30 protein-coding genes are annotated in these 26,344 nt (G+C 42.8%); 10 read left to right on the top strand and 20 right to left on the bottom strand.

Going from position 1 to position 26,344, the window contains the following annotated elements:
* Positions 1 to 231: 231 nt before the first annotated feature.
* The 11 genes from QE417_RS12225 to QE417_RS12175 form a co-directional block, all read right to left on the bottom strand.
* On the bottom strand, positions 232 to 1,989 hold the full coding sequence (locus QE417_RS12225; protein ID WP_311950318.1) for an ABC transporter ATP-binding protein: 1,758 nt from the start codon (positions 1,987 to 1,989) through the stop codon (positions 232 to 234).
* 159 nt (positions 1,990 to 2,148) lie between these two features.
* The gene (gene frr / locus QE417_RS12220; RefSeq protein ID WP_311950315.1) at positions 2,149 to 2,712 is read right to left on the bottom strand and encodes a ribosome recycling factor; all 564 of its coding nucleotides are present in this window, start codon (positions 2,710 to 2,712) and stop codon (positions 2,149 to 2,151) included.
* 134 nt (positions 2,713 to 2,846) lie between these two features.
* Positions 2,847 to 3,551 carry a UMP kinase gene (gene pyrH, locus QE417_RS12215; RefSeq protein WP_311950313.1) on the bottom strand — a complete coding sequence of 235 codons (705 nt, stop codon included), beginning with the start codon at positions 3,549 to 3,551 and terminating at the stop codon, positions 2,847 to 2,849.
* Between the two features lie 17 nt (positions 3,552 to 3,568).
* Entirely contained in the window at positions 3,569 to 4,699 is a 1,131-nt protein-coding gene (gene nagA, locus QE417_RS12210; protein ID WP_311950310.1) for an N-acetylglucosamine-6-phosphate deacetylase, read from the bottom strand.
* Positions 4,700 to 4,759: 60 nt separating this feature from the next.
* Positions 4,760 to 5,611 (bottom strand): translation elongation factor Ts, encoded by an 852-nt coding sequence (gene tsf, locus QE417_RS12205; protein WP_311950307.1) that lies wholly within the window; start codon positions 5,609 to 5,611, stop codon positions 4,760 to 4,762.
* Positions 5,612 to 5,765: 154 nt separating this feature from the next.
* Positions 5,766 to 6,629 carry a 30S ribosomal protein S2 gene (gene rpsB / locus QE417_RS12200; protein WP_311950304.1) on the bottom strand — a complete coding sequence of 288 codons (864 nt, stop codon included), beginning with the start codon at positions 6,627 to 6,629 and terminating at the stop codon, positions 5,766 to 5,768.
* 19 nt (positions 6,630 to 6,648) lie between these two features.
* Positions 6,649 to 7,035, bottom strand: a complete 387-nt coding sequence (gene rpsI / locus QE417_RS12195) for a 30S ribosomal protein S9 (RefSeq protein WP_311950303.1) — start codon at positions 7,033 to 7,035, stop codon at positions 6,649 to 6,651.
* A gap of 19 nt (positions 7,036 to 7,054) precedes the next feature.
* Positions 7,055 to 7,498 (bottom strand): 50S ribosomal protein L13, encoded by a 444-nt coding sequence (gene rplM / locus QE417_RS12190; RefSeq protein ID WP_311950302.1) that lies wholly within the window; start codon positions 7,496 to 7,498, stop codon positions 7,055 to 7,057.
* 172 nt (positions 7,499 to 7,670) lie between these two features.
* Positions 7,671 to 8,168, bottom strand: coding sequence for a hypothetical protein (locus QE417_RS12185; protein ID WP_311950300.1), 498 nt, complete (start codon positions 8,166 to 8,168; stop codon positions 7,671 to 7,673).
* Between the two features lie 140 nt (positions 8,169 to 8,308).
* Positions 8,309 to 8,767, bottom strand: coding sequence for a response regulator (locus QE417_RS12180; RefSeq protein WP_311950299.1), 459 nt, complete (start codon positions 8,765 to 8,767; stop codon positions 8,309 to 8,311).
* Positions 8,754 to 9,875, bottom strand: a complete 1,122-nt coding sequence (locus tag QE417_RS12175) for a sensor histidine kinase (RefSeq protein ID WP_311950297.1) — start codon at positions 9,873 to 9,875, stop codon at positions 8,754 to 8,756. The genes QE417_RS12180 and QE417_RS12175 overlap by 14 nt, the downstream gene beginning before the upstream one ends.
* A 283-nt stretch (positions 9,876 to 10,158) precedes the next feature.
* On the opposite strand from QE417_RS12175, the gene QE417_RS12170 reads away from it, so the two are divergent.
* From QE417_RS12170 to QE417_RS12150, 5 genes are all read left to right on the top strand, one after another.
* On the top strand, positions 10,159 to 11,202 hold the full coding sequence (locus QE417_RS12170; protein WP_311950294.1) for an LLM class flavin-dependent oxidoreductase: 1,044 nt from the start codon (positions 10,159 to 10,161) through the stop codon (positions 11,200 to 11,202).
* 155 nt (positions 11,203 to 11,357) lie between these two features.
* Positions 11,358 to 12,095, top strand: coding sequence for an acyl-CoA desaturase (locus QE417_RS12165; RefSeq protein WP_311950291.1), 738 nt, complete (start codon positions 11,358 to 11,360; stop codon positions 12,093 to 12,095).
* A 161-nt stretch (positions 12,096 to 12,256) separates the two neighbouring features.
* On the top strand, positions 12,257 to 13,510 hold the full coding sequence (locus QE417_RS12160; RefSeq protein ID WP_311950288.1) for a pyridoxal phosphate-dependent aminotransferase: 1,254 nt from the start codon (positions 12,257 to 12,259) through the stop codon (positions 13,508 to 13,510).
* Between the two features lie 101 nt (positions 13,511 to 13,611).
* Positions 13,612 to 14,322, top strand: a complete 711-nt coding sequence (locus tag QE417_RS12155; RefSeq protein WP_311950287.1) for an SAM-dependent methyltransferase — start codon at positions 13,612 to 13,614, stop codon at positions 14,320 to 14,322.
* 50 nt (positions 14,323 to 14,372) lie between these two features.
* Positions 14,373 to 15,986, top strand: coding sequence for an FAD-dependent oxidoreductase (locus QE417_RS12150; protein ID WP_311950285.1), 1,614 nt, complete (start codon positions 14,373 to 14,375; stop codon positions 15,984 to 15,986).
* Between the two features lie 249 nt (positions 15,987 to 16,235).
* On the opposite strand, the gene miaE is transcribed toward QE417_RS12150, so the two are convergent.
* The 4 genes from miaE to QE417_RS12130 all read right to left on the bottom strand — a co-directional run bounded on the left by miaE (position 16,236) and on the right by QE417_RS12130 (position 19,233).
* Positions 16,236 to 16,835: a tRNA-(ms[2]io[6]A)-hydroxylase gene (gene miaE / locus QE417_RS12145; protein ID WP_311950282.1), complete on the bottom strand. Its 600-nt coding sequence runs from the start codon at positions 16,833 to 16,835 to the stop codon at positions 16,236 to 16,238.
* Between the two features lie 221 nt (positions 16,836 to 17,056).
* Positions 17,057 to 17,629 carry a nicotinate (nicotinamide) nucleotide adenylyltransferase gene (gene nadD / locus QE417_RS12140; protein ID WP_311950279.1) on the bottom strand — a complete coding sequence of 191 codons (573 nt, stop codon included), beginning with the start codon at positions 17,627 to 17,629 and terminating at the stop codon, positions 17,057 to 17,059.
* Positions 17,630 to 17,709: 80 nt separating this feature from the next.
* A complete protein-coding gene (gene gmk / locus QE417_RS12135; protein WP_311950278.1) occupies positions 17,710 to 18,273 on the bottom strand; it encodes a guanylate kinase in 564 nt (187 codons plus the stop codon).
* 96 nt (positions 18,274 to 18,369) lie between these two features.
* A complete protein-coding gene (locus QE417_RS12130; RefSeq protein WP_311950276.1) occupies positions 18,370 to 19,233 on the bottom strand; it encodes a YicC/YloC family endoribonuclease in 864 nt (287 codons plus the stop codon).
* A 145-nt stretch (positions 19,234 to 19,378) separates the two neighbouring features.
* Here QE417_RS12130 and QE417_RS12125 point away from each other — a divergent pair, with 145 nt between their 5' ends.
* Positions 19,379 to 20,122, top strand: coding sequence for a hypothetical protein (locus QE417_RS12125; protein WP_311950274.1), 744 nt, complete (start codon positions 19,379 to 19,381; stop codon positions 20,120 to 20,122).
* Between the two features lie 292 nt (positions 20,123 to 20,414).
* On the opposite strand, the gene QE417_RS12120 is transcribed toward QE417_RS12125, so the two are convergent.
* The 5 genes from QE417_RS12120 to QE417_RS12100 all read right to left on the bottom strand — a co-directional run bounded on the left by QE417_RS12120 (position 20,415) and on the right by QE417_RS12100 (position 23,199).
* Complete coding sequence (locus tag QE417_RS12120; protein WP_311950272.1) at positions 20,415 to 20,684, bottom strand: Txe/YoeB family addiction module toxin; 270 nt, start codon at positions 20,682 to 20,684, stop codon at positions 20,415 to 20,417.
* Positions 20,675 to 20,872 carry a DUF2683 family protein gene (locus tag QE417_RS12115; protein ID WP_311950271.1) on the bottom strand — a complete coding sequence of 66 codons (198 nt, stop codon included), beginning with the start codon at positions 20,870 to 20,872 and terminating at the stop codon, positions 20,675 to 20,677. Before QE417_RS12115 ends, QE417_RS12120 begins: the two co-directional genes overlap by 10 nt.
* A 77-nt stretch (positions 20,873 to 20,949) precedes the next feature.
* Positions 20,950 to 21,675, bottom strand: a complete 726-nt coding sequence (gene rnc, locus QE417_RS12110) for a ribonuclease III (RefSeq protein WP_311950269.1) — start codon at positions 21,673 to 21,675, stop codon at positions 20,950 to 20,952.
* 13 nt (positions 21,676 to 21,688) lie between these two features.
* Positions 21,689 to 22,942 carry a beta-ketoacyl-ACP synthase II gene (fabF, locus tag QE417_RS12105; RefSeq protein ID WP_311950267.1) on the bottom strand — a complete coding sequence of 418 codons (1,254 nt, stop codon included), beginning with the start codon at positions 22,940 to 22,942 and terminating at the stop codon, positions 21,689 to 21,691.
* Between the two features lie 20 nt (positions 22,943 to 22,962).
* Positions 22,963 to 23,199: an acyl carrier protein gene (locus QE417_RS12100; protein WP_008508386.1), complete on the bottom strand. Its 237-nt coding sequence runs from the start codon at positions 23,197 to 23,199 to the stop codon at positions 22,963 to 22,965.
* A gap of 155 nt (positions 23,200 to 23,354) precedes the next feature.
* On the opposite strand from QE417_RS12100, the gene QE417_RS12095 reads away from it, so the two are divergent.
* The 4 genes from QE417_RS12095 to QE417_RS12080 all read left to right on the top strand — a co-directional run bounded on the left by QE417_RS12095 (position 23,355) and on the right by QE417_RS12080 (position 26,342).
* Positions 23,355 to 23,777, top strand: coding sequence for an IPExxxVDY family protein (locus QE417_RS12095; protein ID WP_311950265.1), 423 nt, complete (start codon positions 23,355 to 23,357; stop codon positions 23,775 to 23,777).
* 70 nt (positions 23,778 to 23,847) lie between these two features.
* Positions 23,848 to 25,287 carry a pyruvate kinase gene (gene pyk, locus QE417_RS12090; RefSeq protein ID WP_311950261.1) on the top strand — a complete coding sequence of 480 codons (1,440 nt, stop codon included), beginning with the start codon at positions 23,848 to 23,850 and terminating at the stop codon, positions 25,285 to 25,287.
* A gap of 155 nt (positions 25,288 to 25,442) precedes the next feature.
* Positions 25,443 to 25,901, top strand: coding sequence for a D-aminoacyl-tRNA deacylase (gene dtd, locus QE417_RS12085; RefSeq protein ID WP_311950259.1), 459 nt, complete (start codon positions 25,443 to 25,445; stop codon positions 25,899 to 25,901).
* A 111-nt stretch (positions 25,902 to 26,012) separates the two neighbouring features.
* The gene (locus tag QE417_RS12080) at positions 26,013 to 26,342 is read left to right on the top strand and encodes a nucleotide pyrophosphohydrolase (protein ID WP_311950257.1); all 330 of its coding nucleotides are present in this window, start codon (positions 26,013 to 26,015) and stop codon (positions 26,340 to 26,342) included.
* The last annotated feature ends 2 nt before the right edge of the window (positions 26,343 to 26,344 follow it).

Genomic DNA, 26,344 nt, shown 5'->3' with positions numbered 1-26,344 from the left:
CCAACTGTTATTAATAGTTATACAACAATAACAACGCCTAAGTATTAATGATGCTTATCTTTTAGTTAATTTTTGCAGATATTTTAAAAATCAGCTACCTAAATTAAAATTATGAAAAACTTATACAACTAAATTCTGTTCATGTTTTACTTCTAATACAAAAAATTTCTTTTCAAAACTATTTGGTGTAAACATTAGCAAACACTTGTATGCAAATGCTTACAACTTAGGTTAAGCTGTTTCGAGCGTATGCTTTTCGCCAATTTGCTGGCGCCACATAGCGTAGTACAAACCTTTTTGTGATAATAGTTGCATGTGCTTGCCTTGTTCAACAATGTTGCCTTTCTCCAGCACATAAATTTTATCGGCATGCATTATCGTACTTAAACGGTGTGCAATTAGTATGGTGATGTGCTCATCGTGCTCCGAAACATCTTTAATGGTCTCTGTGATTTCTTCTTCGGTTAGCGAGTCGAGCGCCGAGGTGGCTTCATCAAATACTAAAATATCGGGGCGGCGCAGCAGGGCGCGGGCAATAGACAAACGTTGCTTTTCGCCACCTGATACTTTTACGCCGCCCTCGCCAATTACGGTATCCAGGCCTTTATCGGCACGAGCCAACAGGCTTTGGCATGCTGCGCGGTGTAGTACATGCATACATTCCTGATCGGTAGCGCCGGGACGAACGAATTGCAGGTTTTCGCGTATGGTACCTGAAAAAAGCTGTGTATCCTGAGTTACAAAACCTATTTTTTCGCGCAGGCGGTCGAGGTCGATCTCCTTACTTAGTACTCCATTGTATAAAATATCACCCTCCAAAGGCGGATATAAACCTACCAGCAGCTTAACCAAGGTAGTTTTACCCGAACCCGACGGACCAACAAAAGCTATGGTATTACCGGTTTTTACCTCGAAGTTGATGTGGTTTAATGCATTGCGATTAGCCGTTAAGTGTTTAAAACTAACATTGCGGAAGTTAAGGTCGCGAACCTTTTCGAGCATTACCGGTTTTTCGGGCTTAACATCGAGCGGGGTGTTTAGTATATTTTGGAAGTTAGCCAATGATATCTGTACCTCGCGCCAGGCCAGTATCACGCTGCCCAACTCCTGAAGCGGGTTAAACAAAAAGAACGAATAAAACAGAAACGTAAAGTAGTTACCTGGAGATATGTTTTCTCGGAAGATGAGCAGTAGCAATATCACCACCATAATACTACGCACCAGGTTTACGGTTGTGCCCTGTACAAAGCTCATGCTGCGTACATATTTTACTTTTTTTAGCTCGAGGTCGAGTATTTTGTAGGTGGTTTTGTTGAGGCGATCAATTTCCTGGTTTACTAATCCTAAGCTTTTAACCAGTTCAATGTTACGTAACGATTCGGTTGTTGAACCGGCCAGCGCCGTGGTTTCGGCTACTATTTTACGCTGGATGTTTTTTATGCGTTTGCTCAATGCTGCGCTCATGAAGGCAATTACCGGTATAGCCGCAAAATACACCAGCGTTACTTTGTAATCTACAGAAACCGAATATACGATAACGAATATCATGCCCACCAAACTTACAAACAACACACTGATGAATGAGGTGATAAACTTTTCGCTGTCCTGACGAACCTTTTGCAGGATGCCCAGAGTTTCGCCGCTGCGCTGATCTTCAAATACCTGGTAAGGCAGTTCGAGCGAGTGTTTCAAACCATCGGCATACATATTGGCACCTACTTTTTGCACGATAATGCTGGTAAAGTAGTCTTGAAAATTTTTAGCTATGCGCGATACCATGGCAGCACCTATGGCTAAGCCCACGGCTCCCATAACACCCCACATAAAATCATGCTCGTTAAGCTCTTTGCGTTTTTCAATAAAATTATCAACTATACGGCCGGTAATCAACGGGTCGAGCAGCGAAAAACCTATATTGACAGCAGCCAGCAGCAATGCTACAAACACCGCCACGCGATGTTTGGAAAGATAAGATAGCAGTAGTTTCATGGTACAGGGAACAAAAATAGAAAAGGGAATGATGCCATTGACTCATTCCCTTTAATTTGACTTTGGGTTAACAACCCCTAACCCCACCCCGACCCTCCCCGAAGGGGAGGGGGCTAAATTACTGCAAGTCTCCCCCTTTGGGGGAGATTTAGAGGGGGTTTACACCGTCATTATATCTTTTTCCTTAGCATCGGCTAACTGGTCGATTTTAATGATGTATGCATCAACTAATTTTTGCACTTCACCTTCGCCGGTTTTCATCTCGTCTTCTGATACGCCTTCGGTTTTAAGTTTTCTGATCTTGTCGTTGATGTCTTTACGAATGTTACGTACAGCTACTTTACCATTCTCGGCTTCGCCTTTTAAACGTTTAACCAATTCACGACGGCGCTCTTCGGTTAAAGGTGGTACATTAATGCGAATAATAGAACCATCGTTTTGCGGATTTAAACCCAGCTGCGATTCTTTGATGGCCTTTTCGATAGCAACCAACAGTGTTTTTTCCCAAGGTTGAATTACTATAGTACGGGCATCAGGTGTATTTACACTGCCTATCTGGGTTAATGGTGTTGGGGTACCGTAGTAGTCTACATTAATGCCATCAAGCATAGCAGGGCTTGCTTTGCCTGCGCGTATTTTAGCTAATTCGTTATCTGCATGTACAATTGCTTTTTCCATTAAAGCTTTTGCATCATTCAGTTGTTTTTTAATGAGTTCGCTCATTGGTAATTTATTTTTAGGTATGCAAAGGTATTAAAATAGAGTCAAGAGCCAAGAATCAAGATTCAAGACTTTTGACTTGCTATACTTTTAATTCCTTTTCTTGATTCCTGACTCTGTATTCTTGATTCTAAAACTTATTTTACGATAGTTCCTACCGGTTCGCCCTGGGCAATTTTCATAAAGTTGCCTTCGCGGTTCATATCAAACACGATGATAGGCAGGTTGTTCTCCTGGCAAAGGGTAAAGGCGGTCATATCCATTACATTTAGGCCTTTGGCGTATACTTCGTTAAAGCTTACTTCGTCGTAACGGGTTGCAGATGGATCTTTCTCCGGGTCGGCGGTATAAATGCCGTCAACGCGGGTACCTTTTAACACTACGTCGGCTTTAATTTCGATGGCACGTAATGATGCAGCCGTATCGGTAGTAAAGTATGGGTTACCGGTACCGGCACCAAATATAACTACCTTGCCACTCTCTAAATGCGCCATAGCACGACGACGGATGTATGGCTCACAAATCTGCTCCATTTTAATGGCCGATTGCAGGCGGGTGTCAACACCAATTCCTTCAAGGGCGCTTTGCAAAGCCATACAGTTAATTACGGTGGCCAGCATGCCCATATAATCAGCCTGAGCACGTTCCATGCCCGATTTTTCGGCACTTAATCCTCTGAATATATTGCCTCCGCCTACTACTATGGCTACCTGTATACCGGCATCAACCACACTTTTAATGTCGTGAGCATATTGCAGTACGCGGTTGTTATCAATACCGTACTGGCGTTCGCCCATTAATGATTCGCCGCTAAGCTTCAGCAAAATTCTGTCGTATTTCATGCAGATAAATGATTTTATTATATGTGGTTGATTGATTTTGTGTGCCTTTTACCTTTATAAATTGTAAACGCTGTATTAAACGCCGCATCAAAAATAACTAAATCTGCGTCATATCCGGCCTCTACTTTTCCTTTCGTTGTTAAACCCGCCAGTTGTGCCGGGTAAAGCGAGGCCATGTTAACCGCCTCGGCCAAATCAATGCCGGCGTGTTGCACGCAATTTTGCACTGCCTTGAGCATGGTTAATGCCGAGCCAGACAGGGTGCCATCGGGCATAACGTACCGATTGCCATCTTTACGATGCTGGTAGGCGCCGCTCCGGGCTTCTGTTACCGCATCGGTAATTAAGAAAAGCTTATCACCCAGTTCACGCTTGGCTAGGCGTACCATGGCATAATCAACATGTATGCCGTCGGCCACAATACTGGTGTAAGGGCGTTCCTCAAAAATAGCCGGAATAATACCCGGTTCGCGGTGGTGCATAGGTGGCATGGCATTGTATAAATGCGTAACCGCCTGAATGGTTTTACCTAAAAAGCGTTTGCCCTGCCGGTAGGTAGCATTACTATGGCCTGATGATAAAATAATACCCTGTGCGTTCAGGTAAGCAATAACTTCCTCATCCTGTAATTCAGGAGCAAGGGTGATCATTTTTATTTCTCTTGCGCCCAGTTCAAGCCAGTGTTGCACCTCTGCCAAAGTTGCTTTCTTGATGAAATGCTCGGGGTGAGCGCCTTTGCGTTTGGGGTTAAGGTAAGGCCCTTCCAGGTGTAAGCCTAAAAAGTTACCATTACTATGCTTGCGCCATTGTTTGGCAGCCTCAATTGCAGCAAGCACCACATCATTACTGTTGGTTGCTACGGTTGCAAAAAAGCCTGTGCAGCCTTGGGAGAGCAAAATGTTTTCCATATCCTGCAAGGCATCGGCGGTTGGTATACCCCCGAACAAGCTATTACCTGCGCCGTAAATTTGCAAATCAATAAGCCCGGGAGCAAGGTAAGCGCCGTCGAGATCTATTTTATCAGCTTCTTCGGGAATGTCGGCTTCGTTAACGATGGCGGTTATTTGTTCGCCCTCAATAATAACAGCTTTGCCCGGGCATATAGTACCGGCAGATACAATTTGGGTGTTGTACAGCGCTGTTAGCATAAAATTAAAAAAGTAAAGGCAAAAAAAATCCCCGCCTTGTAAAAGGCGGGGATAATAATATTAAGCTCCTAAAGCAACTCGCTTGAAAGCAGTTACCGTTAAGCCTTTATCAACGCTCTCTAAAAACTGAGCAACGCTTTTTGATGAATCTTTTACAAACTCCTGGTTTAACAGGGTTGAGTCTTTGTAGAATTTGTTCAGTTTACCGGCAGCAATTTTTTCAACCATTGCTTCTGGTTTACCTTCGGCACGAATTTGCTCTTTAGCAATTTCCATTTCGCGCTCAATAATGCTTGCATCAACATCACCTTTATCTAAAGCGGCAGGGTTCATGGCAGCAATTTGCATAGCTACGTCTTTACCGGCTTCATCAGCACCTGCAGGGTTTGCACTTAAGCCTACCAATACACCTAAACGGAAGTTGCCGTGAATGTAAGCAACCACTTTTTCGCCTTCTAATACAGCGTATTTAGATACACCGATTTTTTCGCCTATTTTACCGGTCATGGCAGTGATAGCCTCGCCGATTGTAGTGCGACCGGTTTCGGTATCAATTTCTAAAGCGTTAACACCTTCAGCAGTTTCAGGTAAGTGTTGTACGGCTTCGTTTGCAACAGCGTTAGCAAATGCAATAAACTCAGCATTTTTAGCCACGAAATCAGTTTCGCAGTTAAGTTCAACAATTACACCTTTTTTACCATCTTCAGAAGTACGTGCAATAACTACACCTTCGTTTGATTCTCTGTCTTGACGGCTGGCAGCAACTTTAGCGCCTTTTTTTCTTAAAAAGTCAATAGCTGCTTCAAAGTCACCGTTGGTTTCGGTTAAAGCTTTTTTGCAGTCCATCATACCTGCACCTGTTTGCTGGCGCAGTTTATTTACGTCTGATGCAGAAATTTGTACTGTAGACATTGTTTTTTTTAATTGTTATCTGTTGTGGGTTGTCTGTTGTCAGATAGCTCACAGCAAAGATGAATGATTTATTCTTAAATTGAAAGTTGCCAACTGCAAATTAACAGCACCTTAATGCTGATAACTTACAACTGACAACTCACAATAAATTTATTTACTCTTCTGTAGACTCAGCAGGGGCTTCGGCTTCAGCAACAGGAGCTTCAGTTTCTGCCTCAGCAGTTACAGCGCCTCTTCTTTTGCGGCCACCTTCGGTTGAAGCAGCTTCGCCACCGTCAACTTTAGATTTTGCAGCTGCACCTTCTTTTTCAGCTTCGTCTTCTTTATCGCGTTTACGCTCATCTAAACCTTCCTGAATTGCTTTGATGATAACACCGGTAACCAATGAAATTGATTTGGTAGCGTCATCGTTAGCAGGGATAGGGAAATCGATGTTTGAAGGATCAGAGTTAGTATCCACCATTGCAAAGGTTGGGATATTTAACTTTAATGCTTCAGAAACTGCGATGTGTTCTTTCTTAACGTCGATAAGGAAAAGCGCAGCCGGTAAGCGGTTAAGGTCGGCAATACCGCCTAATAATGCTTCCAGTTTAATACGCTCACGCTGAATCATCAAACGCTCTTTTTTAGAAAGGTTGCTGTAAGTACCGTCTTTAGTCAATTTATCGATGTTCGACATCTTTTTGATCGACTTGCGTACGGTAGCAAAGTTAGTTAACATACCACCTAACCAACGCTCGGTTACGAAAGGCATGTTTACTGATTTTGCATAATCGGCAACGATGTCTTTTGCTTGTTTCTTGGTAGCAACAAACAAAACCTTACGGCCTGATTTTACGATTTGTTTTATAGCGGCAGCAGCCTCTTCAACCTTAGTTAAGGTTTTGTTTAAGTCGATAATGTGGATACCGTTACGCTCCATGAAAATGTACTGAGCCATTTTCGGGTCCCATTTGCGGGTAAGGTGACCAAAGTGTACACCTGCATCCAGTAAATCCTGATATGTTGTTCTTGCCATTGTTGTGTCCTCCTTAAGATTAACGTTTACTGAATTGGAATTTTCTACGAGCTTTGCGACGGCCTGGTTTCTTACGCTCAACCATACGGTCATCACGGGTCATTAAACCTTTAGCACGCAATGCCGGTTTCTTTTCAGCATCAAGTTCAACAATAGCTTTAGCAATAGCTAAACGAACGGCCTCAGCCTGTCCTTTTACACCACCACCTGCAACGTTTGCAATAATGTCGAATTTACCTTCGCTACCAGATACTAATAACGATTGCGTTGCAACGTACTGTAAAGGTAAAGTAGGGAAGTATTCTTTGTAATCTTTACCGTTAACGGTAAGGGCACCTGCACCTTCGTTTAAGTAAACGCGGGCAACAGCTGTTTTTCTTCTGCCTGAAGTGTTAGTTGTTGGCATTTGTTTTTCTCCTTAAAAATTAAAAGTTAATGGTTGTTGGGTTTTGCGCAGCATGAGGATGCTCTGCACCGGCATATACATGCAGGTTGCCATAGATTGCACGGCCCAAACGATTTTTAGGTAACATACCACGAACGGCTTTTTCAATAACGCGCTCAGGGAATTTAGCCATTAACTCCTTAGGAGAAATGAAACGCTGACCACCTGGGTAACCAGTGTAAGAAACGTATTGCTTGGCGGCAAATTTGTTTCCGGTCAGTTTTACCTTGTCTGCGTTGATAACAATAACGTTATCACCGCAGTCTACGTTTGGAGTGAAGCCTGGTTTGTGTTTACCTCTGATGATTGCAGCAATCTTAGAGGTCAAGCGCCCCAAAATCTCGCCTTGTGCGTCAACAACAACCCATTGTTTGTTAACGGTCTTTTTGTTGGCTGAGACAGTTTTGTAACTTAACGTATTCACTTGCTTTAAATTAAATTATATTAAACAGTTTACTATACCCCGTAATTTCGGGACTGCAAAGATACGAGTATATGTTTAATTTACAAGTGGTTTGATAGAAAATTTTGGCTCTATTAAAGCAGGTTTTATCTTTAATTGTGTGTGAGTCATAATTATGAAGCAAAAGACTTATTTAGTTTTTGGCAATAACTTTCAATATTGTCTTTTCATCCGGAGTTAATAGCCCTACCGGAATGCTTTCATACATCGGATAAACAGTGTGTTTGCCTATCGAATAATTCAATTGTTCGCCTTTGGTTGCTATGGTAAAGATGAGCTGTGGCTTTTTACTATCATTAATAATGTACGTGCGGTATCTAAATTCCGTAACTATATGAGTATGTTCAACTGTTCTTTTCCCTGTCAGATCTGTATAATTAGCAGTTTCAAAAACACTATCTACATGTAATGTGGTTTCTACTTGATAAATTTCTAACTTCTTTTTGCCTCTATGCTTCCAGCAACCTACAATATACTTTCCTTCTTTTCGGGATGAAAATTTAAATTTAGTCAGATCTGTTTTTGCATAAGGCTCTAACACGTTCAAAGTATATAGCTCATCTTCTTTACTTAACCATATACCATGCTCATTTCTTAAGATGTGTTTGGCACGTTTTAAATCGGCATCCAAATACAATACAGTGGATTGAATTAGTGAAAGCAGCAGTAGTATAGTTAGTGGCATTATGGAGCTATATTACAAACAAGCCAATATAAAACAAAACAGCCACACTATTATTTAGCGTGGCTGCATATGTCTTTAATAAACAATTAATTCAGTTCCGGGCTCGGTCCATCTTCGCCTAAGCTGAAATGTTTGTTTACCAGTTCCATTACCATTTCGGTGCGGAGGGGTTTGTGGTAAAAGGTGGCAATATGGTCGTCGTTCAGTGCGCGGTCGCGGTCGTCGGCGTTTAACGAGGTGGTAAGCATAATAACCACTATGCGCGCTTTTTGGCTTGGCGAAAGTTGTTTATACTCTTCCATAAATTCCCAGCCGTTCATGCCGGGCATATTTATATCTAAAAAAATTATCCCGGGGCGGGTTAATAGCTCTGTACCTGCATACTTACCGGTGGATGTTAAAAATTCCAGGGCATCGGTTGCCGATGTGTGTGCCTGTACTTCTACTTCAAGTCCTGTTTTTTCTATTACTCTTTTGTGGAGAAAGTTAGTCGGCCTGTCATCATCAATCAGCAACACACAATCCAAATCCTTAATTTTTGTCATCCTTTTCCTGGCCTTCTATATTTAATGTAAAATAAAAACTACTTCCTGTTCCCGGTGCCGATTGTACACCAATATCGCCACCATGCATGGCCGCTATTTTTTTGCAATTGGCTAAACCAATACCATTTCCCGGATACTCATCACGGTTATGCAACCGCTGAAATATCAGGAATATTTTTTCGTGATATTTAGGTTCGATGCCTATGCCGTTATCCTGCACGGTAAACGCCCAGCCGCCGGCCTCATGCTGTTTTGCCGAAATGTTAATTACCGGGCTAACCTCTTTTTTGCCAAACTTAATAGCGTTGGTAATCAAATTTTGAAAAAGCTGCCTCAACTCGGTACGGTACCCGGTTACCGTTGGCAAATTGTTAAAGTTAATTTGCGTACCGGATGCCGTAATTCGGGTATCTAAATCGCTTATGAGGTGCTGCAGCAGTTCGTTAATGTCAACTTGTTCGGTTTGTTTGGTTTTGCCAAGCCGCGAGTAATCCAGCAGGTCTTTAATGAGGTTGCGCATACGCGATGCCGCATCTTCAATAAATCCTAAGTACAACTGCGCATCATCGTCTTGTAATACCGGACCGTAATCAACCTTTAGCATTTCAATAAAATTACCAATGGTGAGCAGCGGCTCCTGCAAATCGTGAGATGCTATGTACACAAACTGTTCCAGTTCCAGGTTTTGAATCTTGAGTTGATCCAAATGTTGGCTTATGGCTTCGCCAGCCAACATTTTATCGGTTAAATCGCGTGTAACTTTGGTAAAGCCAATTACTTGGCGCGCTTTATCGTGTATGGCGGTTATGGTAATACTTCCCCAAAATCGGGTTCCATCTTTACGCAACCGCCATCCTTCGTCAATGGCACGGCCTTTGGTACGCGCTATATTAATAAGGGTTTCGGGCTTTTTAATAGCCTGGTCGGCCGGGGTATAAAATATCCTGAAATTCTGGCCAATGATCTCATGGGGATTGTATCCTTTAATGCGTTGCGCACCTTTATTCCAGTTTTCGATATTGCCGTTGCTATCTAACAATATGATAGCATAATCTTCAATCTCCTCTATCATATTAAGTATGCGGAGATGCTTCGCGTTCTCAGTCATAATTTTTTATACCAGCGATTTAGCAAATGGTTAGCGCCCGGGAGAATTATTTAAAGGCGTGAAAATAAGCATATTGAAGTTTTTAAAAAACTAATAGTCTTAAATCAGCCTAAATGCCCTCTTTTTAAATTGAAGGTTAATGTAAAATTTCCCAGCGGTTAATTTTTGGTAAACAGGAAAATTGCTCAAGTTTAGCTAATCCTAATTTGTAAGCCGCATGCCATAAAACAAATAATTACAAGCTATTTAAACCAATAACCTGATTTTTGCACAAACTATGACTATGAAAAACATTCGTTTAAGTGTGCTCGACCAGTCGCCCGTGCGTAAAGGCGTTACCGCCAGCCGTGCCGTACAGGAAACGGTTGAACTGGCCAAATTAACCGACTCATTAGGCTACACCCGCTTTTGGGTGTCCGAACATCATAACACCGGCAGCCTGGCTGGCTCAACCCCCGAAGTGCTTATTGCTCACCTGGGTTCGCAAACTAAAAACATTCGCTTGGGTTCGGGTGGTATAATGCTGCCTAACCATAGTGCATTGAAGGTGTCTGAAAACTTCAGGATGCTGGAAGCCTTGTATCCCGGTCGTATTGACTTGGGCATGGGCCGTGCGCCGGGTACCGATCGCATTACGGCATCGGTATTAAACCCATCCAATAAATTTAGCGAGCAGGATTTTGTAGAACAGCTGATGGACCTGCAAAATTACTTTCACGATACCGCCGAAACCGGCCCCGTTGCCGCCAAAATACGCGCCATTCCGCAGGTTGATACTGTGCCGGGCATGTGGCTGTTAAGTTCGAGCGGGCAAAGCAGTTTGTTTGCTGCGCATTTTGGCATGGGCTTTTCGTTTGCCCATTTTATAAACCCGGTTGGCGGCGCGCAGGCGGTTGAATTGTATCGCGCCCGTTTCCAGCCATCGGCTGATCTCCCTCAGCCTGAGGCCAACGTAGCCATATTTGCTTTTTGCTCGGAGGATGAAGAAAAACTACGCCAGCACCAGGCCGTAATGGATTACCGCTTTTTGCAGTTTGAAAAGGGCGGCGGCATAGTGCCTTTAAGTTATGAGGATGTAAAAGATGCCGAATACACCGCACAGGATTTAGAGCGCATACGCATGAACCGCCGCCGTGTAATAACCGGTACGCCCGGGCAAATGAAAGACATTATTACCCGCCTGGCCAACACCTATAATGTTGACGAAGTAATGCTGGTTACCATAGCCGAAGATTTTGACGACAGGCTAAAATCGTACGAATTAATAGCACAACAGTTTGAACTGCCGGTGCCAAAACAGGATTTTAACGAGGCAATAATCTTGTAATTATTGCGTTTAAATTAATGCAAACCGGTCTGCATAAGGCCGGTTTTTTATTGTGGAAAACTATTAACATCTTGAATTTTTAATGTTACCTTTGCGCAAACAAATTTAAGGTGCATTATTTTATATAATACACTATAACACACACTTGTATAACTGTGATCATAATAATATTCTTTATTGCCCATTGGTTCTTATCGTTGTTCTTTCAAACGTTTTATTTGCACCGTTATGCTGCTCATAAAATGTACAGCACGCCCAAATTTACCGAGCGTTTATTCCATTTTTTAACGTTTGTAACTCAGGGTTCCTCTTTTTTAAATCCGCGCGCTTATGCCATTATGCACCGCGAGCATCATGCATACAGCGATACCGAAAAAGACCCGCATTCGCCCCATTTTTTTACCGACGTATTTCAGATGATGTACCGCACGGCCATTAGTTTCAGGCTGTACGAAAAAAGGGTAAAAGAACCTGATGCGCAGTTTAAAGGTAACTACCCCGAGTGGCGCTTAATAGATTACTATGGTTCACATATTATAACCCGTATTGGTTTCGGTGTATTATATGCGCTTTTTTACGCTCAGTTTGCTACGGCCTGGTGGCAGTGGTTGTTGCTCCCGCTTCAATTTATTATGGGCCCGTTACACGGTGCTATTGTAAACTGGTGCGGCCACAAATACGGCTATTCTAACTTCGATAACGGCGACAAATCAAAAAACACTACCCCGTTCGACTTTTTAATGCTGGGCGAACTGTTTCAGAACAATCACCACAAACGCCCCAACAGCCCTAATTTTGGTGCCCGCTGGTTTGAAATTGACCCTGTTTACCCGGTTATGAAGGTAATGCACTGGATGCATATCATCAGGCTGAGAAAGCCGGCTGGAGCATAGGGGATAGATTCAAGAGTACAGAATCAAGAATACAGATATAAGCCGTTAGTAATAGCGGCTTTTTTTGTGCTTTAATTTTTTTTTGCAACTAAAGTCTTGATTCCTGACTCTATATTCTTGACTCTAAAACCCCTATCTTTGCCCCTCATTAACAAACTACTATGAGTGTATCGGTATTGGCTCAAACCTTAAAGGGGTCTGAGATTATTAAAATAGGTAACGAAATAAACGAACTTAAACGCCAGGGGCAGCAAATTGCCAACCTTACCATTGGCGATTTTGACCCGAATATTTATCCCATACCAGAGGAATTGCGTGACGGCATCATCGAAGCGTATAAAGACAATCAAACCAACTACCCACCGGCCGATGGTATACTCGACCTGCGTAAACAGGTAGCTGCATTTTTAGCCAAGCACCATAATATACAGGTTACCCCTAACGAGGTGTTGATCTCAAGCGGATCGCGACCTATTATTTATTCAATATTTTTAGCACTGGTTGATCCGGGCGATAAGGTGATCTATCCATCACCGTCATGGAACAATAACCATTACTGTCACATTACCGGTGCCAATGAGGTGCCCATAATTACCACTGCCGAGAATAACTTTTTGCCTAAAGCTGCCGATTTAGCTCCGCACTTAAAAGGTGCTACCCTGCTTTGCCTGTGCTCGCCGCAAAACCCAACCGGTACCATGTTTGAAAAGGCCGACCTGGAAGAAATATGCGACCTGGTAATTGCCGAGAACGCCACCCGCGCCGAAGGAGAAAAGCCTTTGTACATTATGTACGACCAGATTTACGCCATGCTAACCTTTGGCAAGAAGCATTTTGACCCGGTTACCCTGCGTCCTGAATTGAAAGATTACGTGGTTTATATCGACGGTTTATCAAAATGTATTGCCGCTACCGGTGTGCGTGTGGGTTGGGGCTTTGGTCCGGAGAACATCATTTCTAAAATGAAAGCCATAGTTGGCCATATGGGAGCCTGGGCACCTAAAGCCGAACAGGTTGCAGCTGCCAAATACATTCAGGATGATGCTCAATTACATAACTATTTGCAAAAATTTAGCGGCCGTATACAGGATAGCTTAAATACCTTGTACAAAGGTTTTCAGGATTTAAAAACCGAAGGCTTTGCGGTAGATGCCATACAGCCAATGGGAGCCATTTACTTAACCATTAAAATTGATTACGTAGGTAAAGCCACTCCCGAGGGCGACGTGCTGCATACCCCGGCCGATATCAACTTCTACCTCATCAAAGTAGCCAAGGTTGCCTTGGTACCTTTCTCGGCATTTGGTACGGGCGATGACGTGGCCTGGTTCCGGGCATCGGTTGGTACATCAACTTTGGAGGATATTCAAAATATGATACCACGTATTAAGGAAGCGTTAAGCTTGCTTAAATAAAGGCGAGCAATTTAAAAAACAGCATAACAGATTAAGCCCTGTTATGCTGTTTTTATTTACAGATATTATTAATTGCCTGAATAAAACCCCAACTTTGCACCATGCCCACCGGAACACTATACCTCATCCCGGTTCCGCTGGCCGATGACGCCGCGAGCCGTTCATTTACGCCCTATTTGGTTGAAACCATTAATCAGATAAGCGAGTACATTGTGGAAAATGAAAAGACCGCCCGTAAGTTTTTAAAGCAGGCCGGGCTAACTATTCCGCAAAGCCAGTTGGTTATTTATGATTACGGCAAGCATAACCGCAACGCCGATTTGAAAGAGTTTTTTGACGGATTAATGGCAGGTAAAGATGCCGGCCTCATGAGCGAGGCCGGTTGCCCCGGCGTAGCCGATCCCGGTGCCGAAATTGTGGCCGAAGCGCACCGTCTCGGCATAAAGGTTGTTCCGCTGGTAGGACCAAGCTCTATTCTGTTGGCGCTAATGGCATCTGGCTTTAACGGACAAAGCTTTACCTTTCATGGCTACTTGCCTATTGATAAGTTCGAACGCAGCAAACGCATTAAAGAGCTGGAAGGCCTGGCCGAACGTTTAAGCCAAACGCAGTTGTTTATCGAAACCCCATTCAGGAATGATTCCTTATTAGAGGATATTCTCAAAAGCTGCAAACCCACAACCCGCCTGTGTATTGCCTGCGACTTAACTGCCGCCACTGAGTTTGTACAAACGCAAACTATTGCCACGTGGAAAAAACAACAGCCCGATCTGCGCAAACGGCCAGCTATATTTCTGTTGTATAAATCTTAATCTGTTGATATTCGGGTGAAAAAACTCGATTTTTCTGAGCATATTTGGGTATGGCACCTATACCTCAAAGTCCGGTAAAAGTAATAATAGTTGGCGCCGGGCCATCGGGTTTAATGATGGCCGCTCAGTTGCTGCGCTATGGTATTCAGCCCGTAATTATTGATAAGCGACAGGGGCCAACGCAGTACTCTAAAGCATTGGCCGTACAATCTCGCTCGCTCGAAATTTACCGGCAGTTAGGAATAATTGATACGGTACTGGCGGGAGGGAAACCGGCACAAGGGTTTAATTTTCATTACCATGGGAAGCTCAAAGGTTCATTTGCAATAGCCAATGCTGGCGAGGGACAAACGCCATACCCGTTCATCCATATTTACGAGCAGCATAAAAATGAACGCGTATTGCTCGATTATTTAACCAGCAAAAGTTGTCCGGTTTACTGGAATACAACCCTTACTTCATTACAACAAGGTACCGGTGTGGTAAGTGCTAAATTAAATAACGGCGAACAGGATTACAGTCTTGTAGCCGATTACCTTATTGGTGCCGATGGTGCCCACAGCGCTGTACGCCGCTGGCAGCATATCCATTTTGACGGCGATACTTACGATAGCCGGTTTTACCTGGCCGATGTGGTAATGGACACAGGCGGCGATTATATGAACATGTACCTCACCGCACAGGGCTTTGCTGCATTTTTTCCTATGCCCGAGGCTAATACATGGCGCATTGTGGGTAACCTACCTTCAAAGTTGTTAAATAAAGACAATCTTATAATTGATGATGTACTGCCTGCCCTGCGCGAAAAACTTCGCCAGCAGTTTACAATAAAAGAATGCCGCTGGTTTACTACCTACGGCCTGCACCATCGCATGGCCGATAAATTCAGGATTGGGCGCTGCTTTTTAATTGGCGATGCCGCCCACATTCACTCTCCTGTTGGGGGGCAGGGCATGAATACGGGCTTGCAAGATGCCTATAATCTGGCCTGGAAACTGGCAGGAGTAATAAAAGGGCATTTAAAACCCGATGTGCTGCATTCTTACGCTGCCGAGCGTATGCCTGTGGCTGCCAATTTGTTAAAAACCACCGATAGGGCGTTTAACCTCATCATGGCTCGTGGCATTGTAGCGGGTTGGATTAAACGTTTGGCATTGCCTTTTTTAATGAACCGAATTTGGAAAAAAGAGAAATTCAGGCATGAAGTTTTTAAAACGATATCGCAAATAGGTATCAGCTACCAAAACAGCGATTTAAATCTGCACCTGAGCCAGCTAAAAGCCTTTAAAGCCGGTGATAGGTTACCCTACTTAAAAGTGTTTGATGAAAAGAAGTTGCAGGAAACAGACCTGCATGCCTGGTGTAGCAAGCCGGGCTTTACCCTCATTACCATGGGGCCATTGCAGGAACTGTATTTGTTTAGCCTGGCCAAGTGGATAACCCAAAACTACAATGGCTGGCTTAACTTTTTTCACCTGCCGCCATCGGTTAAAAACCAGCACATTTACGATGCCTTCGATATTAAGGAGCATCAGAATAAAACTATTATTGTGCGCCCCGATATGCACATTGGCTTAATAAACGATATTGTAGATTTGGAAATGATGAAAAATTACCTGGAGAATGTGGCAGGGTGCATACCGCATAATACGGAGGGAATTTAGAAGCAAGAGCCAAGAATCAGGAGCCAAGCGTATATCTCCATCACGTCATTGCGATACAGCGAGGGTAAGAGTGGTGGCCGTCGAAGCAATCCCCGAGTTCAAAGCACAGGCCTAAGTATATGCTTTCACTTATTACAGTGCCCTATGAGGACAGGTAAAGTGATTTCGAAACTTGCGCTCATCTGTGATGAGTGCTTAATATGGGTTGGCGATTGCATCGCCTCTTAAATGCCAGTAAACAAAGCTTTCCTACCCGTGAATAGTTTCTTTTTTGCCGTAGTTTTGTATTACCTGGGCTTCATATGCTAAAAACTCTTTCCAGCGGGCTTCTACATCTATGGTTTCGGCATATTTTTTAGCCAGGCGAATAAACGTGGCATAATGTGTGGCTTCGCTTATCATCAGTTCATGATAAAAGGCAGCCAATTCGGGGTCGTTAATGTTTTCGGACAGTACTTTAAAGCGTTCGCAACTGCGGGCTTCTATCATGGCGGCAAACAATAGTCGGTCTATCAGTTGCACCTCGCGGCCGCCTCCCTTACTCAAAAACTTCAATAGTTCACCTACGTAATCGTCTTTACGCTCGCGGCCCAATACATAGCCCCGGGCTAAAATAATATCGTGTACGCGTTTAAAGTGATCCATTTCCTCCTGTACCAATAGTGCCATTTCCTGCACCAGATCGCTCAGGTTGGGGTTTTGCACAATAAGCGTAATGGCATTGCTGGCCGCTTTTTGCTCGCAAAAAGCATGGTCGGTTAAAATTTCTTCAATATTGCTTTCCACCACGTTAGTAACCCAGCGCGGATCAGTTGGCAATTGTAGTTTCAGGATGGTTTTCTCGCTCACGATGTAAAGATAGTGGTTTAGATGCAAGAGACAAGAACCAGGAGCCAAGAGTTGGAGCAGTTAATGGTGTAAATGAACTTAGCATATGAGGTGCTGAAACAAGTTCAGCATGACTGAATAGGGGGAATTAATTTTGAAATTTCTTTAATTAAGTTAATTCTGATTCAGACAGTGCGCAGAGATTGCTACGTTTTCATAATGGCGCACATTATCCCCAAAAATTAACGGTACAGATTCTTACTCTCTATAAACTTCAGCACTTCCTCGGGTAAAAAAAACTGCACGTTCTTTTTATCGGCAATGGCCTGTCGAATAAAGGTTGCCGACAGCTCCATTTGAGGGGTCATGGTAATGGTTACCGATGGGTGCGAAGCCAGCTCGGCATTTTCATAGCCGGGACGGGGGTATACAAACACCTTGTAGTCGCGTAGTATGAGTTTATAGTTTTTCCATTTATGTAGCCCGGCCAAATTATCAGATCCCATAATGAGTACAAAATCGTGCTGTGGGTATTGTTCCTTTAAATGGGTAAGGGTGTCAATGGTGTATGACGGTTGCGGGAGTTTAATTTCCACATCGCTTACTTCCAGCTTATCGGCATGGTCGGTTGCCAGTCGCGCCATCTCAAGCCGGTCGTAAGTGTTTATTAAGCCGCCATACTTTTTAAACGGATTTTGCGGGGTAACCACTAACCAAACCTTATCAAGGTCGGTGTAGTGGGCCATGTAATTGGCAATAATTAAATGCCCGATATGAATGGGGTTAAACGATCCAAACAGCAATCCTATCTTCATTCCGCTATTCTGAGCTTTAAATTGCAGTTAAATTAGTAATAAAATACTGGTTTTTGCTGTTTTGGGACAAAAAATGACCGCTATTTGTTTAAAAAATCACCCACTAATTGCTCTGCTTCTTTACAAGCAGTCTCTAAATCAAAATTCTTTAATATAATATCGAATTTTGGTGCATAATTGAGCTCTTTTTCTGCTTTTGCAAAGCGTTCCTTCAATTTTTCTTCGCTATCCGTGCCTCGTCCGGTTAAACGCTGCTTTAAAACCTCTAATGATGGGGGTTGAACGAAGATAGCAAGCGCCTGTTCCTGGTATTTACGTTTTAGGTGCAAGCCTCCCTCCACATCAATATCAAATATTACGGTTTTACCCTTTTTCCATATACGTTCAATTTCTTCACGTAATGTGCCGTAAAAAGTTCCCGAATACACTTCTTCAAACTCTACAAATTGCTTTTTAGCAATACGGTGCAAAAATTCCTCTTTGCTTATAAAATAGTAGTCTTGCTCATGCACCTCATCTCCGCGACGCTCACGGGTGGTTGCCGATATAGAAAATTCCAGCTCAGGAAATTTAGTTAGCAGGTGGTGTACAATGGTGGTTTTACCGGCTCCCGACGGTGCAGAGAAAATAAGCAGTTTACCCATGGCTTAGTGAGTGGCTGATTAGTGAGTAGTGAATGATGAATGGCAAATTATTATAAAGGATAAACGCCCACTCACTATTCACCAATCACCGTTCAACTATAATACATTCAACAATTGTTCTTTAATTTTTTCGAGTTCTTCTTTCATGCCTACCACTAATTTTTGCATGGTGGCATCGTTGGCTTTTGAGCCAAGGGTGTTTATTTCACGGCCTATCTCCTGTGATATAAAGCCCAGTTTTTTACCATTGGCATCGGGGCTTTGCAGGGTTTCTAAAAAGTAAAGGCAATGGGTTTTAAGGCGTACTTTTTCTTCGGTAACGTCAAGCTTATCTATGTAATAAATAAGTTCCTGCTCAAAACGGTTATGGTCAACGTTATCGCCGCCAACGGCATCGGCCAAAAATTGGTTCAAACGCTCGCGTATTAACGGGATGCGTTTAGGGTCTTCAATTTCAACCTGCTCCAGGTTGGTTAAAATAACACCAATACGGTTGGTTACTTCTTGCTGTAACACGTTGCCTTCATCGCTTCTAAACTGCTGAAAGTTGGCTAAAGCTTGTTTAAAAGTACCTTCAACCAGTTTCCATTCTTCATCAGTTATGGTGTCTTCGGTGTATTTTACCACCTCGGGTAAGCCCAGGGCTAACTGCATTAAGTTATTGGTGGGTTCGCCCAGTTCGTTACTTACAGCTTTAAGCTGCTCGTAATAATGCTTTAATAATTTGGCATCAATACCGGCCGCTTTTACGGTCGAACCGCTTTGCTCAACATTAATGCTCAGGTTTACTTTACCGCGTTCAATTTGCTTATTGCACTCGGTACGCAGCTGAAACTCTTTTTCAGAAAATGCTTTGGGGATACGCAATGACAGCTCAAGGAATTTGCTGTTCAGCGATTTGATCTCAACGGTGTACTTGGTGCTTCCCGAATCATGAGATGCAATTCCGTACCCTGTCATTGATTTTATCATGTGCAAAGATAAGATTTTTGTGTGAATTGATGAGTGGTTGAATGGCGAGTAGTTGATCAGTTACCTATTAACTCCAAAGCTTAACCTTTTTTAACACATAGCCTTAGCATTTAAACCGTAAATTTGTATTCTGATGAATTTATTGATTATGCGTTTATGGGTTTGTTTTGCTGCTTTGATAGTATGCTTTGTAGCTAAGCCTGCCGTAGCTCAAGACCTGATACCTGTAAAGGGCATTACGTATAACAATAAAATTATGCAGCGCATTGCGCAGGTTACTATTACCAACTTACAGCATCGTTCGGTAGTTATCAGCAACTTAATAGGTGAGTTTTCTATAAATGCTGTACCGGGCGATACCTTGCTTTTTCAAAAGGTTGGTTTTACCGAGCAACGCCTTATTGCCGATGTACAGAAACCTTTGTTTGTATACCTGGTGCCCGCTATTGTGTTAGATGATGTGGTGGTTAAAACCAAAACGCGGAAACTGGAGCAGCAGGAGGTAATGAACACTTATCGCAGCAAAGGCATTTATTACGATGGAAAACCGCCGGCCACTTCATTCCTGTCATCGCCGCTTACGGGCTTTTACGAGCTGTTTGGCAAAGAGCCCAAGCGGGCCCGCCACTTTGCAAACTACATAGCACAAGAAAATCAGCAGGTGGTAATTAATAAACGCTATACCCGCGAACTGGTTAAGCGTATTACCAAAATACCCGATGATGAAATTCCGAATTTTATGCTGGACTATAACCCGCCCTACCAGGAATTTTTAAAGTGGAACGACTATGAGTTGATACAGTTTATCAATAAATCGTTTGAAGGGTATAAGCAATCTAAAGGTACACCGCTGTTAAAAAGCTTTACCGGGCAATAATATCCTTAAACTAAGCGTAACCTGCAGAATATTTAAATAAGGCAAATACTAATACAATGCTTTGGTTTTGCCAGCAACACACATTAGCGTTAATGCGTGCTGATAGGCTTTCGGCCCGATAGGGCGTTTCCAACTCTATATTTCATTTCCATAGGTATCGCAATACCTTGTAATACCCGCTCAACCAACAACGAAGCCTCGAACAAGCGTTTTGTGAGGTAGTCATGCTATAAAATTAGCAAAAGCCTATATTTTAAAGCGGAGGAATTAATTATTAGTGAAAATGGTTGGGTTAATAATGGCCTCTTAGCGAAAGTACATCAAGAATTACTATTTGATTTCGCTCATTGATCTCGTAAACTAACCGATGCTCTTGAGTAATGCGTCGGGACCAGGCACCTGATAAATTATGCTTTAAAGGCTCGGGCTTTCCAATACCTTTAAACGGATCTTTCTGTATAGCTTTTAAAAGATTTGATATTTTATTTTGAATGGTTTTGTTACCGGATTTTCGCCAGTAATTGAGATCATCAATTGCTTTGGGGCTAAAAATTACTTCCATAAGTCTTCAGGTGCTATTTTAACACCTTTGCCATTCTTAATATCTTCACGGCCTTGGAGTATCTTTTCAACAAATTCCGGATTGTATGGCCCTTTTTCAGTACTAAAGTCAATTTTAAGCGCTTTTATAAATGCTTTTAGCGCAGCTAATTGTTCTTTCGTTTTTGGATGTACAATTAAAGTCTCCATACACAAATTTAAATAAAAAGTAGCAGAAAGTGTACTGGCTAATTGTTTAACAGGTTAGGGGGGGGTATTTGAAGAAATTATATACCCAACGCTTCGCAAGCCTTTTCGGCCGCCAGTTTCTCCGCATTCTTTTTGCTGAACTCCTTGCCAAGACCCATAATTTCGCCGTCGATGTTTACCTGGATGGTGAACAGTTTATTGCTTTCTCCGTCCTGGTTTAGCGTGAGTTCAAAAAGCACGTCTTTGCCGTGGCGCTGGCACCACTCAATTAATTTGCTTTTAAAGTTGGTTTCGGTTTGCTCAAGGGTGTGAATATCAATATGAGCTTTGATAATGCGGTTAATGATTAACCCTTTGGTAAAATCGTAACCTTTGTCGAGGTATACAGCGCCTACCAGTGCTTCAAATGCATCGCCCAGTAACGAGCCCTGGCGGGCTGAAGCTACCATGCGGTTATCGTATTGTATAAGGCCTTCTAAGCCCAGTTTGCGGGCAAGCTGGTTAAGATTGTTACGGCTAACAATTTTTGAGCGCAGCTCGGTTAAAAATCCCTCATCTTCGTAAGGGTACATTTTAAACAATACCTCGGCCACCACGCTGCCTAAAACGGCATCGCCCAAAAATTCTAACCGTTCGTTACTGTTTTTAACACCTTTTTTAACAGATTGAGCCACAGACTTATGCCTGAAAGCCAACCGGTATAAAGACAAATTGCCCGGCACAAAGCCGAGCAAATTTTTTAGTGTTTTTACGTATTTACGGTGCGGAGATAAGTAGAGCTTGTATAAGCGGCTTACAGGCATGTAAAACGAATTATTATTCTTCGTATTTTTTGAAGATTACCGAAGCATTATGGCCACCAAAACCAAAGCCATTGCTTTGAGCCGCACGTACCACGCGTTTTTGCGCCTGGTTAAACGTAAAGTTTATACGCGGATCAAAAGCAGGATCATCGGTAAAGTGGTTAATGGTTGGAGGTACAATATCATTTTTAACAGCTAAAATAGCTGCAATAGCTTCAACCGCACCGGCAGCACCAAGCAAGTGGCCTGTCATTGATTTGGTTGAGCTGATGTTGATACGATACAACTCGTCGCCATAGGCCTCTTGTATGGCCTTAACTTCCTGCGGATCGCCGATCGGGGTAGATGTACCGTGTACATTTACGTAATCGATATCAGCAGGGGTCATGCCGGCATCCTCAAGCGCGGCTTTCATTACCAATGCTGCGCCTAAGCCTTCAGGGTGCGGGGCCGTCATGTGGTAGGCATCGGCACTCATGCCACCGCCCATCATTTCGGCATAAATTTTTGCACCACGGGCCTTAGCGTGCTCCAGTTCTTCCAAAATAATAGTACCTGCACCTTCACCGGCAACAAAGCCGTCGCGGTCAAGGTCAAACGGGCGTGAAGCCGTTGACGGGTCATCATTACGGGTACTTAAAGCGTGCATGGCATTAAAACCACCTATACCAGCTTCGTTAATAATGGCTTCAGAACCACCGCTGATAAACATATTTGCTTTACCCAACCTAATGTAGTTAAAAGCATCTATCAGCGAGTTGTTTGACGAAGCACATGCCGAAACGGTGGTAAAGTTTGGTCCGCGTAAACCGTATTTGATAGAGATATGGCCGGGGGCAATATCTGCGATCATTTTAGGAATAAAGAACGGGTTAAAGCGCGGCGTACCGTCACCTTTGGCAAAGTTTACCACTTCATCCAAAAATGTTTTTAAACCGCCAATACCCGAGCCCCATATCACACCGATACGGTTGGTATCCAGCTTTTCAAAATCTAACGCTGCATCTTTAACCGCCTCTTCGGTGGAGTACAGAGCGTACTGAACAAAAGGGTCGAGCTTACGGGCATCCTTACGGCCCAGAAAAGCATCGGCATCAAAATTTTTAACTTCGCATGCAAATTTTGTTTTGAAATGCGTTACGTCAAAACTCTTGATAAAATCGGCACCGCTAACTCCGTTAATTAACCCGTTCCAGTATTCCGGAACGGAGTTACCTATCGGAGTAAGCGCACCAAGTCCGGTTACAACTACTCGTTTAAACTCCATTAAATATTATTGAGGAGTGCTTATTTAACGTTTTTTTCCAGGTAAGCAATAGCTTGGCCTACAGTACCGATAGTTTCGGCCTGATCATCAGGAATAGCTACGTTAAACTCTTTTTCAAACTCCATGATCAATTCCACGGTGTCTAATGAGTCAGCACCTAAATCGTTGGTGAAACTTGCCTCAGGTGTAACTTCACTTTCGTCAACACCTAATTTTTCCACGATGATTGCTTTTACTCTTGAAGCGATATCAGACATAATAATTTATGTTAAATGATTAAATAAAAATTCTGTGCAAAGAAAAATAAATTTACTTAAATATCAAATCTAAAATCTCATGCATTGTTAACAACAAAATTTTATTGCAACGGTTTCTTATTTGTAATTTTGAAACGCAAAAATATCATTTAGTTTTGACTAAAAAGGTTTTAAAGTTTGAGATTGACCTCGACTTCGTACTTGTGGCCATTAATACCCCGCTTAAAGACTACCGGGTGTGTCACTTTATTAATAAGCACCTGAACTTTAATTTTAAAAAACAACCCGACCTGGCCGTTGATATTTATCACGGAATTAACGAGCCCGCCTTGTTTTCAATTTACCATTACCAGTGGGAAACCACCGAAACGGATTTTTATTTTATTGCCAATAAAGGCTCAGAAGGGCTATTAATACCTGAAATGCGCGAGGTTGACTATTTTTTTATGATAAAAAATTTTATTGACGAAACCGACCTTAACAGCCTCATAAGCCAGTTAAACCGCATACCCGAAATTATGGCCGCCGTAAAGATTGAACCTAAAAAGATAAAATCACGGGAAAATCTTTTATTTTAGCGGCGTTTTAAAAGTGTATTTATTACACACTAATATTAATTAATTTAACACGACCCGATAAAACCAACATATGAAATTGTCTTACAACCGCACTAAGATTGTGGCCACCATGGGCCCGGCATCTGCAAAAAAAGATGTGTTATTAGCTATGGTAAAAGCTGGTGTTAACGTTTGCCGCCTGAATTTTTCGCACGGTAAACCCGAAGACCACCAAAAAACCATTAATCTCATTCGTGAGATTAACGAGCAATATAAAACCAACATTGCTATGCTGGCCGATTTGCAAGGCCCTAAAATTCGCATAGGTTTGGTTAAAGACGGTGGCATACACCTCATTAACGGTAAGCAAATAAACATGACTACCAACGAGTGTATTGGCGACGAAAACAACATTTACATCACTTACGAAACCTTTCCGCAGGATGTACAGGCTAACGAAATTATTTTGTTAGACGATGGTAAACTGCAACTACGCGTTATTGAAACCAACCGTAAAGATAACGTATTATGCGAGGTTGTACACGGTGGTATATTAACATCACGTAAAGGTGTTAACCTGCCTAACACTAAAGTATCTATCCCCAGCTTGACCGAAGAAGATTTAGTGAACCTGCAATTCGTTTTACAAAACGATGTAGAGTGGATCGGTCTTTCATTTGTGCGTAAAGCCGAAGATATTATTGACCTGAAACGCATCATTCGCGAAAACGGCAAGTCGGCACGCGTAATTGCTAAAATTGAAAAACCTGAGGCCATTGACAATATTGACGAAATTATTGCTGCTACAGATGGTGTAATGGTTGCCCGTGGTGACCTGGGTGTTGAAATGCCTTTAGAAGAAGTACCATTGCTGCAAAAAATGATCGCTACCAAATGTCGTGCGGCTTCAAAACCGGTTATTGTAGCTACTCAAATGCTCGAGAGCATGATTACCACCCCGCGCCCAACCCGTGCCGAGGTGAACGACGTTGCTAACTCGGTGCTTGACGGTGCCGATGCGGTGATGCTGAGCGGCGAAACTTCGGTAGGTGAGTTCCCGGTTATCGTTATAGAAACTATGGCCAAAATTGTACGTAATGTTGAGGAGCTTGGCTATCCGTTCAATAAATCAAAAGAGGCATACCACCCGGTAAATGAGAATGCAAATCACATGAGTAATGCCGTTTGTGAGTCGGCAGTGCATTTGTCGGAGCGTACCAACGCTGTAGGTATTGTGTCAATGACTTTCTCGGGTTATACCGCTTTCGAAATTTCGAGCCACCGTCCTAAAGCCAACACTTATATCTTTACTTCAAACAGGCAGTTGTTAAACTCATTAAGCCTGGTATGGGGCGTTAAAGCCTTTTACTACGATGAGCTGGAAAGCACCGACAAAACTATTGCCGATGTAAACAACATTCTGAAATCAGAAAACCTGGTTGAAGTAGGCGATGTGGTAATTAATACTGCTGCTACACCAATTTCGGCCCAAGGCAAAACCAACATGATCAAAGTAAGCGTTATTGAGTAATCAATTAGCTTAAACTTATAAGGAGGCCGTTCTGCTTGCAGAGCGGCTTTTTTTTTTAATGAATCCATATCCGTTATTGCTGTAAATGTTATCAATTGTTAAAACATTTGCAAAGCGCGGATGCATTTTGCAATTTACCCTTCCATTTTAAACCTATGCGTGCAATACTACAGCGTGTTACCGAAGCCTCGTGCCGTGTTGATGGCGATATTACGGGCGAAATAAAGACCGGGTTTTTAGTTTTACTGGGCATTGAAGATGCCGATACCAAAGAGGATGCGCAGTGGCTGGCACAAAAAATAACCGGCATGCGCATTTTTGGCGATGACAACGGCCTCATGAACAAAGCCTTGGCCGATGTAGATGGCCGGATATTACTTATTTCGCAATTTACGTTGTTTGCGCAAACCAAAAAAGGCAACCGACCGTCGTTTATACGTGCAGCACGGCCCGACAAGGCTATTCCGCTTTATAAGCACATGATAGAATTGCTTGATGGGCTAACCGGACAAAAGACCCAAACCGGCATTTTTGGTGCCGATATGAAGATCAGTTTAATTAACGATGGCCCAGTGACCATTATAATGGATACAAAAGACAGGGATAATTTTTAGTCTTGGATCAGGATTTTCAGAATTAAAGAATTTACAGAATGGCCTGTCAAATTCCTACAGGCATAAATATTATACTACAGTTACTGCCACTAAATACTTCTACTTTTAAACATGACAATTAAAGACGCCCAGCAACTGGTTGATAAATGGATAAACACCACCGGTATACGATACTTTAACGAGCTAACCAACACTGCCATACTCATGGAAGAAGTGGGCGAGGTGGCCCGCATAATGGCACGGCAGTATGGCGAACAATCATTCAAAAAATCAGATAACGAAGTTAACCTGGCCGATGAAATGGCCGATGTGTTGTTCGTTTTGATTTGCCTGGCCAACCAAACCGGCATTGATTTAACCGAAGCGTTAGAGAAAAACCTGGACAAGAAAACCATACGCGATACCGATCGGCATCGCAATAATGAAAAACTTAAACCTTAAAT

The sequence above is a fragment of the Mucilaginibacter terrae genome (assembly GCF_031951985.1).
GTDB classification, from domain to species: domain Bacteria; phylum Bacteroidota; class Bacteroidia; order Sphingobacteriales; family Sphingobacteriaceae; genus Mucilaginibacter; species Mucilaginibacter terrae_A.
This window is presented reverse-complemented; position numbering and strand designations above follow the sequence as displayed.